This window comes from Nibrella viscosa, from assembly GCF_039541875.1.
GTDB lineage: Bacteria > Bacteroidota > Bacteroidia > Cytophagales > Spirosomataceae > Nibrella > Nibrella viscosa.
In genome coordinates this window covers 29753-45805 of record NZ_BAABHB010000005.1, presented here as the reverse complement: position 1 = coordinate 45805, position 16053 = coordinate 29753, and the positions used below count along the sequence as shown (strand labels likewise).

At 50.6% G+C, this 16053-nt stretch carries 21 protein-coding genes; all 21 read left to right on the top strand.

The genetic code is table 11. The features are described 5' to 3' along the window. Positions 1-33: 33 nt before the first annotated feature. Complete coding sequence (gene rpoC / locus ABD931_RS13975; protein WP_345268102.1) at positions 34-4359, top strand: DNA-directed RNA polymerase subunit beta'; 4326 nt, start codon at positions 34-36, stop codon at positions 4357-4359. Between the two features lie 121 nt (positions 4360-4480). Next, on the top strand, positions 4481-4801 hold the full coding sequence (locus ABD931_RS13970) for a DUF3467 domain-containing protein (protein ID WP_345268100.1): 321 nt from the start codon (positions 4481-4483) through the stop codon (positions 4799-4801). 112 nt (positions 4802-4913) lie between these two features. Further along, positions 4914-5345, top strand: a complete 432-nt coding sequence (gene rpsL / locus ABD931_RS13965) for a 30S ribosomal protein S12 (RefSeq protein ID WP_345249077.1) — start codon at positions 4914-4916, stop codon at positions 5343-5345. Positions 5346-5413: 68 nt separating this feature from the next. Continuing rightward, complete coding sequence (gene rpsG, locus ABD931_RS13960; RefSeq protein ID WP_345249079.1) at positions 5414-5881, top strand: 30S ribosomal protein S7; 468 nt, start codon at positions 5414-5416, stop codon at positions 5879-5881. A gap of 245 nt (positions 5882-6126) precedes the next feature. Continuing rightward, positions 6127-8229: an elongation factor G gene (gene fusA, locus ABD931_RS13955; RefSeq protein ID WP_345268098.1), complete on the top strand. Its 2103-nt coding sequence runs from the start codon at positions 6127-6129 to the stop codon at positions 8227-8229. Positions 8230-8349: 120 nt separating this feature from the next. Next, complete coding sequence (gene rpsJ / locus ABD931_RS13950; protein ID WP_345249083.1) at positions 8350-8655, top strand: 30S ribosomal protein S10; 306 nt, start codon at positions 8350-8352, stop codon at positions 8653-8655. Between the two features lie 268 nt (positions 8656-8923). Then, positions 8924-9544 (top strand): 50S ribosomal protein L3, encoded by a 621-nt coding sequence (gene rplC, locus ABD931_RS13945; RefSeq protein WP_345268096.1) that lies wholly within the window; start codon positions 8924-8926, stop codon positions 9542-9544. A gap of 4 nt (positions 9545-9548) precedes the next feature. After that, complete coding sequence (gene rplD / locus ABD931_RS13940) at positions 9549-10178, top strand: 50S ribosomal protein L4 (RefSeq protein ID WP_345268094.1); 630 nt, start codon at positions 9549-9551, stop codon at positions 10176-10178. Between the two features lie 2 nt (positions 10179-10180). Further along, positions 10181-10468, top strand: a complete 288-nt coding sequence (gene rplW / locus ABD931_RS13935) for a 50S ribosomal protein L23 (protein WP_345268092.1) — start codon at positions 10181-10183, stop codon at positions 10466-10468. 31 nt (positions 10469-10499) lie between these two features. After that, positions 10500-11324 carry a 50S ribosomal protein L2 gene (gene rplB / locus ABD931_RS13930; protein ID WP_345268090.1) on the top strand — a complete coding sequence of 275 codons (825 nt, stop codon included), beginning with the start codon at positions 10500-10502 and terminating at the stop codon, positions 11322-11324. Positions 11325-11331: 7 nt separating this feature from the next. Next, positions 11332-11610, top strand: coding sequence for a 30S ribosomal protein S19 (gene rpsS / locus ABD931_RS13925; RefSeq protein ID WP_345249093.1), 279 nt, complete (start codon positions 11332-11334; stop codon positions 11608-11610). A gap of 82 nt (positions 11611-11692) precedes the next feature. After that, complete coding sequence (gene rplV / locus ABD931_RS13920) at positions 11693-12082, top strand: 50S ribosomal protein L22 (protein ID WP_345268088.1); 390 nt, start codon at positions 11693-11695, stop codon at positions 12080-12082. A gap of 6 nt (positions 12083-12088) precedes the next feature. Continuing rightward, positions 12089-12940: a 30S ribosomal protein S3 gene (gene rpsC / locus ABD931_RS13915; protein ID WP_345268086.1), complete on the top strand. Its 852-nt coding sequence runs from the start codon at positions 12089-12091 to the stop codon at positions 12938-12940. Between the two features lie 40 nt (positions 12941-12980). After that, on the top strand, positions 12981-13409 hold the full coding sequence (gene rplP, locus ABD931_RS13910) for a 50S ribosomal protein L16 (RefSeq protein WP_345268084.1): 429 nt from the start codon (positions 12981-12983) through the stop codon (positions 13407-13409). Positions 13410-13438: 29 nt separating this feature from the next. Next, positions 13439-13642 carry a 50S ribosomal protein L29 gene (gene rpmC, locus ABD931_RS13905; RefSeq protein ID WP_345249101.1) on the top strand — a complete coding sequence of 68 codons (204 nt, stop codon included), beginning with the start codon at positions 13439-13441 and terminating at the stop codon, positions 13640-13642. Positions 13643-13669: 27 nt separating this feature from the next. Then, positions 13670-13930 (top strand): 30S ribosomal protein S17, encoded by a 261-nt coding sequence (gene rpsQ / locus ABD931_RS13900; RefSeq protein WP_345268082.1) that lies wholly within the window; start codon positions 13670-13672, stop codon positions 13928-13930. A gap of 3 nt (positions 13931-13933) precedes the next feature. Continuing rightward, a complete protein-coding gene (rplN, locus tag ABD931_RS13895; protein ID WP_345249105.1) occupies positions 13934-14302 on the top strand; it encodes a 50S ribosomal protein L14 in 369 nt (122 codons plus the stop codon). Positions 14303-14304: 2 nt separating this feature from the next. Beyond that, positions 14305-14640, top strand: coding sequence for a 50S ribosomal protein L24 (gene rplX / locus ABD931_RS13890; RefSeq protein ID WP_345268079.1), 336 nt, complete (start codon positions 14305-14307; stop codon positions 14638-14640). A gap of 41 nt (positions 14641-14681) precedes the next feature. Then, entirely contained in the window at positions 14682-15239 is a 558-nt protein-coding gene (rplE, locus tag ABD931_RS13885) for a 50S ribosomal protein L5 (RefSeq protein ID WP_345268077.1), read from the top strand. Between the two features lie 30 nt (positions 15240-15269). After that, positions 15270-15539, top strand: a complete 270-nt coding sequence (gene rpsN, locus ABD931_RS13880) for a 30S ribosomal protein S14 (RefSeq protein ID WP_345268076.1) — start codon at positions 15270-15272, stop codon at positions 15537-15539. Between the two features lie 110 nt (positions 15540-15649). After that, positions 15650-16048 carry a 30S ribosomal protein S8 gene (gene rpsH, locus ABD931_RS13875; RefSeq protein ID WP_345268073.1) on the top strand — a complete coding sequence of 133 codons (399 nt, stop codon included), beginning with the start codon at positions 15650-15652 and terminating at the stop codon, positions 16046-16048. Positions 16049-16053: the final 5 nt, after the last annotated feature.

The window sequence follows — 16053 nt, the reverse complement described above, 5'->3', positions numbered from 1 at the left end:
GTTCGGTGGTTAGCCCAATAAATCCATAAACGTATGTCTTTTAAGAAGAACAAAAAACTCAACAGCGACTTCTCCAGAGTGACGATTAGTCTGGCGTCGCCCGAGTCGATTCTGGAGAGTTCCTATGGAGAAGTAACTCAGCCGGAAACGATCAACTATCGTACGTACAAACCCGAAATGGGGGGGTTGTTCTGCGAGCGTATCTTCGGGCCGGTAAAAGACTGGGAATGTCATTGCGGAAAGTATAAACGGATTCGCTACAAAGGCATTATCTGTGACCGCTGTGGAGTTGAAGTGACCGAGAAGAAGGTACGCCGGGAGCGTATGGGCCATATTGAACTGGTGGTTCCCGTAGCGCATATCTGGTACTTCCGGAGCCTTCCTAATAAAATTGGTTATCTGCTGGGGCTTTCAACCAAGAAGCTTGATCAGATAATTTACTATGAGCGGTACGTAGTTGTTCAGCCAGGGATCAAAGCAGAAGACGGTATCCAGGAGCTTGATTTTCTGACGGAAGATGAATACCTGGATATAATCGACAAATTGCCGAGTACCAATCAGCACCTCGACGATAAAGACCCGAATAAATTTATCGCCAGAATGGGGGCCGATGCGCTGGAAATGCTGCTGTCGCGGCTGAACCTTGACGAACTGTCGTATCAGCTTCGTCACCTGGCTGCCACAGATACCTCGCAGCAGCGGAAGGCCGAAGCCTTGAAGCGGTTGAAAGTTGTTGAGGCATTCCGCGAAGCCAATGGCCGCGTGGAGAACCGTCCGGAGTGGATGGTGATTCGCATGGTGCCGGTTATCCCGCCCGAACTGCGTCCGCTGGTTCCTCTGGATGGTGGTCGGTTTGCGACTTCCGATTTGAACGACCTGTATCGTCGGGTTATTATCCGGAACAACCGCCTGAAGCGTCTGATTGAAATTAAAGCTCCTGAGGTGATTCTCCGTAACGAAAAGCGGATGCTTCAGGAAGCCGTTGACTCGCTGTTCGACAACTCACGGAAAGTAAACGCCGTTCGTTCGGAAGGTAACCGGGCGCTGAAGTCCCTGTCGGATATGCTGAAAGGAAAACAGGGCCGCTTCCGGCAGAACCTGCTGGGTAAGCGGGTCGACTATTCGGGTCGTTCCGTAATCGTGGTAGGTCCTGAGCTGAAACTGCACGAGTGCGGTCTGCCTAAAGATATGGCGGCTGAATTGTTTAAGCCGTTTATTATCCGCAAGCTCATCGAGCGGGGTATTGTCAAGACGGTGAAGTCGGCCAAGAAGATCGTCGACCGGAAAGACCCGGTTATCTGGGATATTCTGGAAAACGTATTGAAAGGTCACCCTGTCCTGCTGAACCGGGCTCCGACACTGCACCGTCTCGGTATCCAGGCGTTCCAGCCGAAGCTGATCGAAGGAAAAGCAATCCAGTTGCACCCGCTTGTCTGTACGGCCTTTAATGCCGACTTTGACGGTGACCAGATGGCCGTTCACGTGCCGCTGGGACAGGAAGCTATTCTGGAAGCATCGCTGCTGATGCTGGCGTCGCATAACATTCTGAACCCGGCCAACGGTGCGCCTATTACCGTACCATCGCAGGACATGGTGTTAGGTCTGTACTATGTGACCAAAGGCCGCAAGAGCACGCCAGAGTATCCAATAATTGGTGAAGGGATGACCTTTTACGGACCGGAAGAGGTAATTATTGCTATCAACGAAGGCAAGCTATCGAAGCACGCGCTGATCAAGTGCCGTGTGAAGGTGCGTACGGAAAGCGGTGAACTCGAAACAAAAGTTATTGATACGGTAGCTGGTCGCGTACTGTTCAACCAGAATGTACCGGAAGAGGTAGGGTATATTAACGAATTGCTGACGAAGAAGAAGCTTCAGCAAATCATTGCCTACATCTTCAAGATTGCCGGTGTATCCAAGACGGCTCACTTCCTGGATGACATTAAGGAACTTGGCTTCCAGATGGCGTTTAAAGGAGGTCTGTCCATCGGTCTGAACGATGTAAAAGTGCCGGATGCCAAAAACGGCCTGATTGAAGAAGCCAAGAATGAGGTGGAAGGCGTATGGCAAAACTACCTCATGGGTCTGATTACCGAGAATGAGCGCTACAACCAGGTGATTGACATCTGGACGCGGGTGAACTCGCGGATTACAGAGACGCTGATGAAGCAGTTGGAGGCCGACCAGCAAGGGTTTAACTCCATCTTCATGATGATGCACTCCGGAGCCCGTGGTTCCCGGGAGCAGATTCGTCAGTTGGGCGGTATGCGGGGTCTGATGGCTAAGCCTCAGAAAAACCTGCAGGGTTCAGTGGGTGAAATCATTGAAAACCCGATTTTGTCGAACTTCAAAGAAGGTCTCGACGTATTGGAATACTTCATCTCGACGCACGGTGCCCGGAAGGGTCTTGCCGATACGGCCTTGAAAACGGCCGATGCCGGTTACCTGACCCGTCGTCTGCACGACGTTGCGCAGGATGTGATTGTAACGGAAGAAGACTGTGGTACGCTACGCGGTATTCAGAGTGCTGCGCTGAAGGACAACGAGGATATTGTTGAGCCGCTGTCGGAGCGTATCCTGGGCAGGGTAACGGTACATGATATCTACGATCCGCTGTCGAAAGAACTGATTGTCGCTTCCGGTGAAGAGATTACGGAAGAGATTGCTGCCCGTATCGACGAAACCAGCATTGAAATTGTTGAGATTCGTTCGGTACTGACCTGTGAAGCTAAGAAAGGTATCTGTGCCAAGTGTTACGGCCGGAACCTGGCAACGGGCCGCATGGTCGACATGGGTGAGGCTGTTGGGGTAATTGCTTCGCAGTCCATTGGTGAGCCGGGTACGCAGTTGACCCTTCGTACCTTCCACGTGGGTGGTACGGCCTCAAACATTGCGGTAGATGCGTCTATCCGCGCCAAGTTTGAAGGTACTGTTCAGTTTGAGGAAATGCGTACGGTTGAATCGGTCGATAACGAAGGTAATCCGCAGACGGTCGTTATGGGTCGTTCGGGTGAAGTGCGTATTGTAAAGACGGATGAGCCGAGTGTCGTGCTGATTAGCCACAACGTACCGTATGGTGCTTTCCTCCGCGTCAAAGAAGGTCAGCACATCAGCAAAGGCGACGAGATTTGTGCCTGGGATCCTTATAATGCTGTAATTCTTTCGGAACTGACGGGTGCGCTTGAGTTCGACGCGATTGAAGAGGGTATCACCTACCGCGAGGAGTTTGATGAACAGACGGGCTTCCAGGAGATGGTAATCATCGAAAGTCGCGACAAAACCAAGAACCCGGCCATTGTGGTGAAAGGTACCAGTACGCTGCTGGAAGATGTAGATGAAAAAGGCTATAACCTGCCCGTAGGTGCTCGACTGGTGGTAAAAGCCGGTCAGAAAATCCAGGCTGGTCAGCCGCTCGCCAAGATTCCGCGGAACGTTGGTAAGACCCGCGATATTACGGGAGGTCTGCCACGGGTAACGGAATTGTTCGAAGCGCGTAACCCGTCGAACCCGGCGGTGGTAAGCGAAATCGACGGTGTAGTTACCTACGGAGCCATCAAGCGTGGTAACCGAGAAATTTACATTGAGTCGAAAGACGGTACGAAGAAGAAGTACCTGGTACCGCTGTCGAAGCACATCCTGGTACAGGACAACGACTTCGTACGGGCCGGTGACCCACTCTCTGACGGTGCTATTACCCCATCCGACATCCTGGCCATCAAAGGGCCAACGGCGGTGCAGGAATACCTGGTGAACGAAATTCAGGAAGTATACCGTTTGCAGGGTGTGAAGATCAACGATAAGCATATAGAAGCTATCGTGCGTCAGATGATGCAGAAAGTAGAGATCATTGACTCGGGCGACACCAACTTCCTCGAAGGACAGGTAGTTGATAAGTGGGCTTTCCGCGAGGAGAACGAGAAGGTGATGGATGCCAAAGTGGTAATTGACGCTGGCGACTCCGAAACGCTGAAGCCGGGCCAGATTATCTCGTCGCGTCGTCTGCGGGATGAGAACTCCAGCCTGAAGCGTCGTGATATGGGGCTGGTGCAGGTGCGTGACGCCATGACCGCCGTGTCGCAGCCGACCCTGCTGGGTATCACGCAGGCCTCTCTCGGAACTGAAAGCTTCCTGTCGGCAGCCTCCTTCCAGGAGACGACCAAGGTTCTGAGCGAAGCCTCGATTCGTGGTAAGACAGATACGCTGGAAGGGCTGAAGGAGAATATCATCGTAGGGCATCTGGTGCCGGCTGGTACTGGTCTGCGCCGGTACAGCGATATTGTCGTCGGCTCGAAAGAAGAATATGAGAGCCTGGTTGAGTCGAGAGAGCAGTACACCCGCAAGCGTCGGGCAACTGTATAAACAAGGCAGGGTCTGAAGCGACACCGTCGGTTAGACCTCAACCAACACTATAGCGCAGAGGTCGGGTGTGTAAATACCTGACCTCTGTTTTTGCTAATCAGTCCTAAACAGACACGTAATTATGGAAATGGAGCAGCCTAATCCCGAAGGATCGATTGATGTTGAGTTGTCAGAAGACATTGCCGAAGGCATTTACGCCAATCTGGCCATGATTGCTCACTCTAACAGTGAGTTTATTCTGGACTTTATCCGGCTGATGCCGGGTATTCCGAAAGCGAAAGTGAAGTCGCGGATCATCCTGACGCCGGAGCATGCCAAACGGCTGTTGGCCGCGTTGAAGGAGAACATCCGGAAGTATGAAGAAAACTTCGGGACCATTCGCCAGGCAGACGATTCGTTCCGGTTCCCGACCGGTTTTGGCGGGCCGGTAGGGGAAGCATAAAGCAACACGAGCAAATTAATTCGCCGGTTTGCTTTTGGTTTTCAAGACATTTTGTCTAATTTTGCAGTCCGAAATTCGAGAGGACTATCGTTTTTGTAAACAATCAAGTTAAATGCCTACCATACAACAATTAGTTAGAAAGGGCAGAGAGAAGCTGGAATTTAAGTCTAAATCACCGGCTTTGGATGCGTGCCCGCAGCGCCGGGGCGTATGTACGCGGGTATATACCACGACCCCTAAGAAGCCGAACTCGGCTCTGCGCAAAGTAGCTCGTGTTCGCCTGACGAACGGGAAAGAAGTGAACGCCTACATACCGGGCGAAGGTCACAACCTGCAAGAGCACTCGATCGTGCTGATTCGCGGTGGCCGGGTAAAAGATTTGCCGGGTGTGCGTTATCACATCATCCGGGGAGCCCTGGATACTGCCGGTGTAAACGGCCGTTTGCAGGCTCGCTCTAAGTACGGAACCAAGCGTCCGAAGCCAGGTCAGGCACCAGCTGCGAAAGGTGGAAAAGGTGCACCGGCAAAAGGTAAAAAGAAGTAATCATTAACAAGGTTTAAACTGAGTGCAGGACCGCTGCGCCCAGAGTAAGATCAAAAATCTGAAGATCCATGAGAAAGGCTAAACCGCCCAAAAGATATGTGTTGCCGGATCCTAAATACAAGGAAGTGCTGGTAACCAAGTTTGTGAATAACCTCATGTATGAGGGCAAGAAAAGCATTGCCTATACCATTTTCTATGATGCATTGGCCGTTGTTGAAAAACGGACGAACGACAATGGTCTGGAGATCTGGAAAAAGGCACTGAATAACGTAATGCCATCGGTAGAGGTAAAAAGCCGCCGGGTAGGTGGTGCTACCTTCCAGGTTCCGACGGAAGTGCGTCCGGATCGCAAAGTGTCAGTAGGCATGAAGTGGCTGATCAAGTATGCCCGGTCACGTGGAGAAAAAACCATGGTCGATCGGCTGGCTGCCGAAATTATTGCCGCTTCAAAAGGTGAAGGCGCTGCTGTGAAAAAGAAGGACGATACGCACCGGATGGCAGAAGCTAACAAAGCGTTCTCTCATTTCCGCTTCTAATTTAGTAGGCAAAATACTGTACAAAAGCCTTCCACCTCGGGAGGCTTTTGTTTTTACGTAAAACTGGTAAGGAATGCCAAAGAGCTTGATTAACTATACATTAATCTTCAGGTAGATTCGAATCAGGCATTTGTTTTTTCATTGATTTTTAGTAATTTTGCGTCCTGATTTACAAAAGTGTTTATGCTGATCAACCAGCTTCCACTTTTTGTCTCAACAAGCAAAATCAAGTAACACAAAACTATATGGCAACTGATCTTCGATACCTACGTAATATCGGTATCGCTGCCCACATCGATGCTGGCAAGACGACCACGACGGAGCGTATTCTGTACTACGCCGGGGTAAGCCACAAAATCGGAGAAGTACACGAAGGTGCCGCTACCATGGACTGGATGGAGCAGGAGCAGGAGCGTGGTATCACCATCACCTCTGCTGCTACTACCGTTAACTGGAAGTACCGGGATGAAAACTATCATGTAAACATCATTGACACGCCGGGTCACGTGGATTTTACGGTTGAGGTTAACCGTTCACTGCGTGTATTGGATGGGCTGGTGTTTCTGTTCAGTGCCGTGGATGGTGTTGAGCCACAGTCAGAAACCAACTGGCGTCTGGCTAACAACTACAACGTAGCCCGTCTGGGCTTCGTTAATAAAATGGACCGGGCCGGTGCTGACTTCCTGAATGTAGTAAAGCAGGTACGAGAAATGCTGGGTAGCCACGCTGTTCCTCTTCAGTTGCCGATTGGTGCCGAAGACAATTTTAAAGGCGTAGTTGATCTGGTTAACTTCCGTGGTATTGTCTGGAATGAACACGATAAAGGCATGACCTTCACGGAGGTTCCCATCCCTGACGATATGATCGAAGAAGCAACGGAATGGCGCGAAAAGCTGCTCGAAGCCGTTGCTGAATTTGATGATACGCTGATGGAGAAATACTTTGAGGCCCCGACTTCCATTACCGAAGACGAAATCCTGAAAGCGCTCCGCGAAGCAACTATTGCCATGAAGGTGGTACCGATGCTTTGTGGGTCTTCATTTAAAAACAAAGGCGTTCAGACGATGCTCGATTATGTGATGGCCCTGTTGCCCTCACCGCTCGACAAGCCCGAAATCAAAGGTACAAACCCCAATACGGATCAGGAAGTAGTGCGTCACCCGTCGGAGTCAGATCCGTTTGCAGCGCTGGCGTTCAAGATTGCTACTGACCCTTACGTGGGCCGTCTGTGCTTCGTTCGAGTGTACTCCGGTGCGCTTGACTCCGGCTCCTACGTACTGAATACGCGTTCTGGTAACAAAGAGCGGATTTCCCGTATCTTCCAGATGCACGCCAACAAGCAAAACCAGATTGATAAACTACGGGCAGGTGATATTGGTGCCGTTGTAGGCTTCAAGGATATTAAAACCGGCGATACCCTGTGTGAAGAGAAGAACCCGATTGTCCTGGAGTCTATGCTCTTCCCGGATCCGGTTATTGGTTATGCTATCGAGCCGAAGAAGTCGGCCGATCAGGATAACTTCTCAAAAGCTATCGGTAAGCTGATCGAAGAAGATCCGACGCTGAAAGTCGAGAGTAACGAAGAGACAGGTCAGACCATTATTCGGGGTATGGGTGAATTGCACCTTGAAATTATCATCGACCGTATGCGTCGTGAGTTTAAGGTGGAAGTAAACCAGGGTGCTCCGCAGGTGGCTTATAAAGAAACGCTGACCAAGAAATTTGAGCATCGCGAAGTATACAAAAAGCAGACGGGTGGTCGCGGTAAGTTTGCCGATATCGTGTTTGAAATTATGCCGGGCGAAGAGGGTAAGCCTGGTCTGGAATTTGAGAATGCGATTGTGGGTGGTGTAATTCCCCGCGAATTCATTCCGGCGGTACAGAAAGGCTTTCAGGAAGCGATGGTAAATGGCCCGCTGGCTGGTTATCCGCTGGATTCTATGAAAGTTCGTCTGTTCCACGGTTCGTACCACGATGTTGACTCCGACTCACTGTCGTTCGAATTGGCCGCTCGTATCGGTTTCCGCGAGGCTGCCCGTCATGCCGGTCCGAAACTGCTGGAGCCAATCATGGCCGTTGAAGTACTGACACCGGAAGAATATACTGGCCCCATCACGGGTGACCTGAACCGTCGCCGGGGTATCATGAAAGGTATGGACTCCCGCGCCGGCTCACAGGTTATTAAGGCAGACGTTCCGCTGTCGGAACTGTTCGGCTATGTAACTGACCTGCGGACGATGTCTTCCGGCCGGGCCACGGCTAACCTGACGTTCTCGCACTACGAAATAGTACCGCAGAACATTGCTGAAACGGTAGTTTCTAAGTCGAAAGGCACAGTAACTGCGTAAAGCACCAAAATAAATTTGACAATCGGGTGGCAAATAGCTAACTTCGCCACCCGATTTTTATGTCAACGGAGCAAATGGTTCTTTCGGGGACATAGTCGTTTCGGAATCTCACTAATTATCATGAACCAAAAAATTCGCATTAAGCTGAAGTCGTTCGACCATAACCTGGTTGATAAATCTTCGGAGAAAATTGTAAAGGCGGTAAAAGCTACGGGTGCTATTGTAAGCGGTCCGATTCCTTTGCCGACCGACAAAGAAATTTACACGGTACTGCGGTCTCCCCACGTGAACAAGAAGTCGCGGGAACAGTTCCAACTTTGCACCTATAAGCGGCTGGTAGACATTTACTCAACCAGTGCCAAGACAGTAGATGCCCTCATGAAGCTGGAACTGCCCAGCGGTGTCGACGTAGAGATAAAAGTGTAAGTAACGGCCGTCTCAACGGCTTCCGACATATTCGGATGAAGGTCTTTCGGGAAACCACATCTGACTTTTAGGTAAGCGAACTCCTTCGGGAGTGTGTGCTGCCACAAGAGGTCAGGTGTACTACACCTGACCTTCTTTGTTTACGCCGGATTAGTTGAGAATAAGACAGATACAGCTTGGATACTAGTTTTAATCTGTCTAACTTTGCACTCCGTTTTTACGGACTTAACATTTATTCATTTTACCTGCTTTTTAGTAACAAACAAATATGTCTGGTTTGATTGGAAAAAAGATAGGGATGACCAGCGTGTACAATGCGGACGGGCAGGCTCTGGCATGTACAGTTATCGAAACGGGTCCCTGCGTCGTAACACAAGTAAAAACTGAAGATAAAGACGGCTATGCCGCTGTTCAGTTGGGTTACGGCGAAAAGAAAGAGAAGCGCACGAATGGTCCGCTGCTGGGCCACTTCAAGAAGGCCGGTACGACCCCAAAGCGCAAACTGGTTGAGTTTAAGGAATTCGACCGGGAGTTCAACTTAGGCGATACATTAGCGGTAGCTGATGTATTCGGCGAAGGCGACTTCGTGGATGTTGTGGGCACTGCCAAAGGCCGCGGCTTCCAGGGGGTAGTTAAACGTCATGGTTTCGGTGGGGTTGGTGGCCAGACACACGGTCAGCACAACCGCCAGCGTCACCCAGGTTCTATTGGTGCGTGCTCGTTCCCTTCGCGCGTATTCAAAGGCATCCGTATGGCCGGCCGCATGGGCGGTAATCGGGTAAAGGTGCAAAACCTCCGTGTGTTGAGAGTGTTGCCCGAACAAAATCTGCTGGTTATTAGTGGTTCAGTTCCGGGTGCCAAGAATTCATTCGTAATTATCGAGAAGTAAGGTCATGGAAGTAGTCGTATATAACAGCAAGGGGGAGGATACGGGCAAGAAGGTAACGCTGCCGGAAGAAATTTTCGGTATCGAACCCAACACGCACGCGATTTACCTGGACGTTAAGCAGTATCTGGCTAACCAGCGTCAAGGAACTCATAAGGCGAAAGAGCGGGCAGAAATCAATCACTCTACCCGCAAGATCAAGAAGCAGAAAGGTACTGGTGGAGCCCGTGCCGGTAGCATTAAATCACCGGTATTTGTGGGTGGTGGCCGGATTTTCGGTCCCCGTCCCCGCGATTATAGCTTTAAGCTAAATAAGAAAGTAAAATCACTGGCGCGGATCTCGGCGCTGGCCGCAAAGGCGCAGGCCAACAATGTATCAGTGCTGGAAGACTTTACGTTTGAAGCACCCCGGACCAAGTCATATATCGAGATGCTGAACGCCCTGTCGGCCGCTGATCGGAAGACGCTGCTGATTCTGCCGGATGTCGACAAGAATGTAGTGCTGTCGGGCCGGAATGTACCGAAAGCGAAAGTAACTACCGCCACTCAGGTAACTACCTACGACCTGATGAATGCCGATCAACTGCTGATCAGCACGGAAGCGCTGAACAGACTGCAAACTCTACTGGAGAAATAATCATGAGCGTATTAAAGAGACCGATCCTGACAGAGAAAATGACTGACCTGAATAAGAAAGGTCAGTATGCCTTCGAAGTTGATCTGAAAGCGAACAAAGTAGAGATCCGCAAGGCAGTTGAAAAAATGTACGGCGTACGCGTAGAGGGTGTTCGTACCCTACGTCAGCTTGGTAAGAAAAAATCGAAGAACGTAAACGGTCGTATTGTAACAGGTACCACCTCAACCACCAAGAAAGCTATCGTTACCGTTGCCGAAGGCGAAGTAATCGATATCTACGCTGAAGTATAAGCAGGTTGGTTGGACAATGTAATATAGAACCATGGGAGTTAAGAAACTTAAACCAACAACGCCGAGTCAGCGCTTTCGGGTTGCCCCTGACTTCGCGGAGATAACAACCGACAAGCCGGAGAAGAGCCTGTTGGCCCCGTTGAAGAAATCGGGTGGCCGGAACAGCCAGGGCCGTCGGACCATGCGATACATTGGTGGTGGTCACAAGCGGCACTACCGGATTATCGACTTCAAACGTAATAAAACGGGTATTCCAGGTACTGTAGCGACGATCGAATACGATCCGAACCGTTCGGCGCGTATTGCCCTGATCGAATATACCGATGGTGAAAAGCGCTATATCCTGGCTCCGCAGGGCCTTACCGTGGGTCAGCAGATCCTGGCGGGTGCCGAGGCTACGCCGGATGTAGGAAATGCGCTGCCGCTGGGCTCTATGCCGATTGGTACCATCGTACACAATATCGAAATGCAGCCCGGTAAAGGTGGCGTGCTGGCCCGTAGTGCCGGTACATACGCTCAGTTAGTAGCTCGTGAAGATAAGTATGCCGTTCTGCGAATGCCGTCAGGCGAAATGCGGATGGTCCTGTCTGTCTGCCAGGCTACGGTTGGTTCCGTATCGAACCCCGACCACATGAACGTAACGATTGGTAAAGCCGGTCGGAATCGTTGGCTGGGTATTCGTCCCCGCGTACGGGGTGTGGCCATGAACCCGATCGATCACCCAATGGGTGGTGGTGAAGGCCGGGCATCCGGTGGTCACCCGCGTTCACGGACTGGTCTGTATGCGAAGGGTAAGAAAACCCGCAGCCCGAAGAAGCAATCGAACAAGCTGATTATTAGCAGAAGGAAAAAGTAACAGATAAATGGCACGTTCACTAAAGAAAGGCCCTTATATAGACTTTCGTCTGGACAACAAGGTTCAGACCATGAATGACTCGGGCAAAAAGTCAGTTATCAAGACCTGGTCTCGCCGTTCGATGATTTCACCGGATTTCGTGGGTCACACGTTTGCTGTCCACAACGGCAATAAATTTATTCCGGTGTACGTAACGGAAAACATGGTAGGGCATAAGCTCGGCGAGTTTGCACCTACCCGTAATTTCCGGGGTCACGTTGCGAAGAAAGACAAGGGCAAGAGATAAAGTTAGTAGGCAGTAGGCAGTAGACAGTAGGCAGTAGACCTACGCTTTACTGCAGACTGCCCACTGCAAACTGAAGACTAAAATGGAAGCAATAGCAAAGCTGAGAAATGTACCCACCTCTCCCCGTAAGATGCGGTTGATTGCCGATCTGATCCGCGGCCAGAGAGTAAGCCAGGCTTTGGGTATCCTGCGGTATCAGCCCCAGTCCGGAGCTGCCACGCTGCAGAAAGTGCTGCTTTCGGCAGTAGCTAACTGGCAGCAGAAGAATGAAGATGTTCGTATTGAGGAAGCTGACTTGTTCATCAAGACCATCTTTGTAGACGGAGGTCCGATGCTGAAGCGTCTGCGGCCTGCTCCGCAGGGACGTGGTCACCGGATCCGGAAACGGTCAAATCACATCACTATTGTGATTGACAGCGCGAATGCTCAGCCCGCAATCGAACTGAATACGGAAACATCTGAAAACGAATAACACGGAATGGGACAGAAAGTTAACCCGGTAGGCCTTCGGCTTGGCATCGTCAAAGGATGGGAGTCAAGCTGGTATGGCGGCAAGGAGTTTTCCGATAAACTGATTGAAGACGAAAAAATCAGAAAATATATCCAGGCGCGTATCCCGAAAGGGGCTATCGCCCGGGTAGTTATAGAGCGGACACTGAAGCGGATCACCTTAACGATTCATACGGCTCGTCCGGGTATTGTTATCGGTAAAGGCGGTGGTGAGGTCGATAAGATCAAAGAAGAGCTCAAGAAGATTACCGGCAAGGACGTTCAGATCAACATCTTTGAGATTAAGCGTCCGGAGATTGATGCCAAACTGATCGGCGAAGCCATTGCTCAGCAGCTGGAAGCGCGGATTTCGTACCGTCGGGCTATGAAGCAGGCCATCAACTCCGCCATGCGGGTTGGTGCTCAGGGTATCAAAGTGAAAGTATCCGGTCGGTTAGGTGGTGCCGAGATGGCACGTACTGAGCAGTACAAAGAAGGTCGGGTGCCTCTGCATACTCTGCGGGCCGACATCGACTACGCTATCTCTGAAGCACAAACGGTATACGGTAAAATCGGTATAAAGGTTTGGGTATTCAAAGGTGAAGTGTATGGCAAGCGTGACCTGACTCCTGCCGCAATGGCGACTGCAGCCGCAGCCGGCGAGCGTAGCAACGAGCGTGGTGGTGGCGACCGTGGCGATCGCCGTGGACGCGGTGACCGCGAAGGTGGTGACCGTGGCCGGAACCGCAACGAGCGCGGTGGTGACCGTGGCGGAGACCGTCGTGGTGGCGGTGGAAACAACCGTGGTGGTGGAAACCGTGGCGGTGGTAATAGAAGATAACCGAAAGGCTTGATAGCCCTATCATAAGCATTGAGTAGCGATGTTACAGCCAAGAAGAACCAAGTTTCGTAAGCAGCACAAAGGCCGGGTTAAAGGACTTGCCACGCGGGGTCACCAGATAGCATTTGGTACATTCGCCATCAAATCCCTGGAGGCAGGCTGGATTACGGCACGTCAGATTGAAGCAGCCCGTATTTCTGTAACGCGGGCGATGAAACGGGAAGGTCAGGTTTGGATTCGTATCTTCCCTGATAAGCCAATTACCAAGAAGCCGGCCGAAGTTCGGATGGGTAAAGGTAAAGGAGCTCCCGAGTACTGGGTAGCGGTTGTAAAACCAGGAACCATAATGTTTGAAGCAACCGGAGTTGACTTGGCCACGGCGAGTGAAGCGCTGCGTTTGGCGGCTCAGAAACTGCCGGTTCGAACCAAGTTTGTCGTACGCCGGGATTACCAAGAAGTTGAAGATTAACCCAGCGTACTTTTTCCAAATCGGTTGTCATGAAAAAGAACGAAATTAAAGCATTATCTGTAGAGCAACTGCAGGAGCAGATTAATGCAGAGAAAGAACGACTGCTGAAACTGAAGTTTGCCCACGCGATCTCCCCCGTCGAAAATCCGATGCGCATCCGTGAGAGCCGCAAACTCATCGCTCGTCTGTACACGGAGTTGACTCTGAAGACGCGCCAGACACAAAACAGCTAAGGACTTCACTCATTCCTGTACTGAATTATGGAACAAGAGAGAAACGTAAGAAAAGAGCGGATCGGGCGCGTGGTCAGCAACAAGATGGAGAAAACCATCACGGTGTCGGTTGACCGGAAGGTAAAGCATCCGATGTACGGAAAGTTCATGCACAAGACGAAGAAGTTTATGGCGCATGACGAGAATAACGATTGTAGCATTGGCGATACGGTCCGGATCATGGAGACTCGTCCGCTGAGCAAGAACAAGCGTTGGAGATTAGTCGAAATCATTGAAAAGGCGAAATAAGCCATGGTACAGCAAGAATCAAGACTAAGTGTAGCCGATAACAGTGGCGCCAAAGAAGTGCTTGTTATCCGCGTCTTGGGCGGAACGGGCAAGCGGTATGCCTCGGTGGGTGATAAAATCGTGGTCACGGTCAAGTCGGCGCTGTCGTCCAGCAACATGAAAAAGGGTACGGTATCAAAAGCCGTAGTCGTGCGGACGAAGAAAGAAGTTCGTCGGAAAGATGGTTCGTATATCCGTTTTGAGGATAACGCGGCTGTTCTGCTGAACAACAACGACGAACCACGCGGTACGCGGATCTTCGGACCGGTAGCCCGCGAATTGCGTGAGAAGCAGTTTATGAAAATTGTATCGTTAGCTCCGGAGGTGCTTTAAGTATGGAAAAGAAGACAGAACGTCATAAGTTTCATATCAAGACCGGTGATACGGTAAAAGTAATCTCCGGCAACTCAAAAGGTCAGACTGGTGTTGTAAAGCAGGTCCTGGTTGAGAAAGACAGGGCGGTAGTAGAAGGCGTCAACATGATAACCAAGCATTTGAAGCCGACGGCTGCTAATCCGCAGGGCAGCCTGGAAAAGGTAGAAGGCTCTATCCACATCAGTAACCTGATGGTTGTAGATCCCGCCACCGGTGAGGCAACCCGTACGGGACGTCGCCTGAATGATAAAGGGAAATTGCAGCGGTACTCAAAGAAGTCCGGCAACTTCATCTAATCGGAGTTTGGTTAGCTGACATCTTTAAACGACATCAGAACGTGGCAACGCCAAGATTAAAAGAAAAATATGTAAATGAGGTAGTCCCTCAGTTGAGTAACAAGTTTCAGTACAAATCTGTGATGCAGGTACCGAGACTGAGCAAGATTGTTATCAACAAAGGGATCGGGGCTGCCGTAGCTGATAAGAAGTTAGTAGACGTAGGGGTAGAGGAGCTGACTATGATTACGGGTCAGAAAGCCGTTGCTACCATCTCTAAGAAAGCCGTATCTAACTTCAAACTGCGTGAAGGAATGCCTATTGGAGCGAAAGTAACGCTGCGTGGCAACCGGATGTATGAATTTCTGGATCGGTTAACGTCAGTTGCTCTGCCGCGCGTGCGTGATTTCCGGGGCATCAGTGACAAAGGGTTCGATGGACGCGGTAACTATACCTTTGGGGTAAAGGAGCAGATCATATTCCCCGAAATCAGTATTGAAAAGGTAAACCGGATTTCGGGTATGGACATCACATTTGTGACCACCGCTGAAACCGACGCCGAAAGTCTGGAACTGCTGAAAGCCCTGGGACTTCCCTTTGCCGACAGCAGCAAAAAATAACTAAAAGAAATTGTAAAGGCATAACTTTTTATGGCTAAAGAATCAGTAAAAGCAAGAGAGCGCAAACGGGAACGACTGGTTGCCAAATACGCTCAAAAGCGTGCTGCGTTGAAGGCTGCCGGTGATTACCTTGGGCTGGACAAACTGCCGCGCAATGCCTCTCCGGTCCGGTTACACAACCGTTGTAAGCTAACAGGCCGCCCTCGGGGCTATATGCGTAAGTTCGGTATCTCCCGGGTAACATTCCGGGAAATGGCCGGTGCCGGTAAAATTCCAGGCGTAACAAAAGCAAGCTGGTAAGCACACGCTTCCTGAAGTGTAGGCACCAATCATTTTCTTTTGTAATTCAGTTTCCGTAATTTTGCAAACTCTTTTAAGAAACAGGGGTTTGCAGGTAAATTCTTGCTGAAATGAATACAGATCCCATAGCAGACTATCTGACCCGTCTCAGAAACGCCATCCGGGCTAAGCACCGGGTTGTGGAAATCCCTGCTTCCAATATAAAGAAGGAGATCACCAAAGTTCTGTACGACAAAGGGTTCATACAGAACTACAAATTTGACGAAACCGGTCCTCAGGGCGTTATCAAAATAGCCCTGAAGTACAATCCGGTTACGAAACAGCCCGCCATTGTAGATTTACAGCGGGTAAGCCGTCCTGGCTTGCGTCAGTACCGGGGGGCCGATCACCTGCCCCGCATCCTGAACGGTTTGGGCGTGGCTATCGTCTCTACCTCAAAAGGGGTAATGACCGACAAAGAAGCCCGTACCATGAATGTAGGTGGCGAGGTATTGTGTTACGTTTATTAATGTGA

Bases quoted from the DNA above. Each gene is read 5' to 3' on its own strand.
- rpoC (WP_345268102.1), top strand. From the start codon at position 34: ATGTCTTTTAAGAAGAACAAAAAACTCAACAGCGACTTCTCCAGAGTG.
- ABD931_RS13970 (WP_345268100.1), top strand. From the start codon at position 4,481: ATGGAAATGGAGCAGCCTAATCCCGAAGGATCGATTGATGTTGAGTTG.
- rpsL (WP_345249077.1), top strand. From the start codon at position 4,914: ATGCCTACCATACAACAATTAGTTAGAAAGGGCAGAGAGAAGCTGGAA.
- rpsG (WP_345249079.1), top strand. From the start codon at position 5,414: ATGAGAAAGGCTAAACCGCCCAAAAGATATGTGTTGCCGGATCCTAAA.
- fusA (WP_345268098.1), top strand. From the start codon at position 6,127: ATGGCAACTGATCTTCGATACCTACGTAATATCGGTATCGCTGCCCAC.
- rpsJ (WP_345249083.1), top strand. From the start codon at position 8,350: ATGAACCAAAAAATTCGCATTAAGCTGAAGTCGTTCGACCATAACCTG.
- rplC (WP_345268096.1), top strand. From the start codon at position 8,924: ATGTCTGGTTTGATTGGAAAAAAGATAGGGATGACCAGCGTGTACAAT.
- rplD (WP_345268094.1), top strand. From the start codon at position 9,549: ATGGAAGTAGTCGTATATAACAGCAAGGGGGAGGATACGGGCAAGAAG.
- rplW (WP_345268092.1), top strand. From the start codon at position 10,181: ATGAGCGTATTAAAGAGACCGATCCTGACAGAGAAAATGACTGACCTG.
- rplB (WP_345268090.1), top strand. From the start codon at position 10,500: ATGGGAGTTAAGAAACTTAAACCAACAACGCCGAGTCAGCGCTTTCGG.
- rpsS (WP_345249093.1), top strand. From the start codon at position 11,332: ATGGCACGTTCACTAAAGAAAGGCCCTTATATAGACTTTCGTCTGGAC.
- rplV (WP_345268088.1), top strand. From the start codon at position 11,693: ATGGAAGCAATAGCAAAGCTGAGAAATGTACCCACCTCTCCCCGTAAG.
- rpsC (WP_345268086.1), top strand. From the start codon at position 12,089: ATGGGACAGAAAGTTAACCCGGTAGGCCTTCGGCTTGGCATCGTCAAA.
- rplP (WP_345268084.1), top strand. From the start codon at position 12,981: ATGTTACAGCCAAGAAGAACCAAGTTTCGTAAGCAGCACAAAGGCCGG.
- rpmC (WP_345249101.1), top strand. From the start codon at position 13,439: ATGAAAAAGAACGAAATTAAAGCATTATCTGTAGAGCAACTGCAGGAG.
- rpsQ (WP_345268082.1), top strand. From the start codon at position 13,670: ATGGAACAAGAGAGAAACGTAAGAAAAGAGCGGATCGGGCGCGTGGTC.
- rplN (WP_345249105.1), top strand. From the start codon at position 13,934: ATGGTACAGCAAGAATCAAGACTAAGTGTAGCCGATAACAGTGGCGCC.
- rplX (WP_345268079.1), top strand. From the start codon at position 14,305: ATGGAAAAGAAGACAGAACGTCATAAGTTTCATATCAAGACCGGTGAT.
- rpsN (WP_345268076.1), top strand. From the start codon at position 15,270: ATGGCTAAAGAATCAGTAAAAGCAAGAGAGCGCAAACGGGAACGACTG.
- rpsH (WP_345268073.1), top strand. From the start codon at position 15,650: ATGAATACAGATCCCATAGCAGACTATCTGACCCGTCTCAGAAACGCC.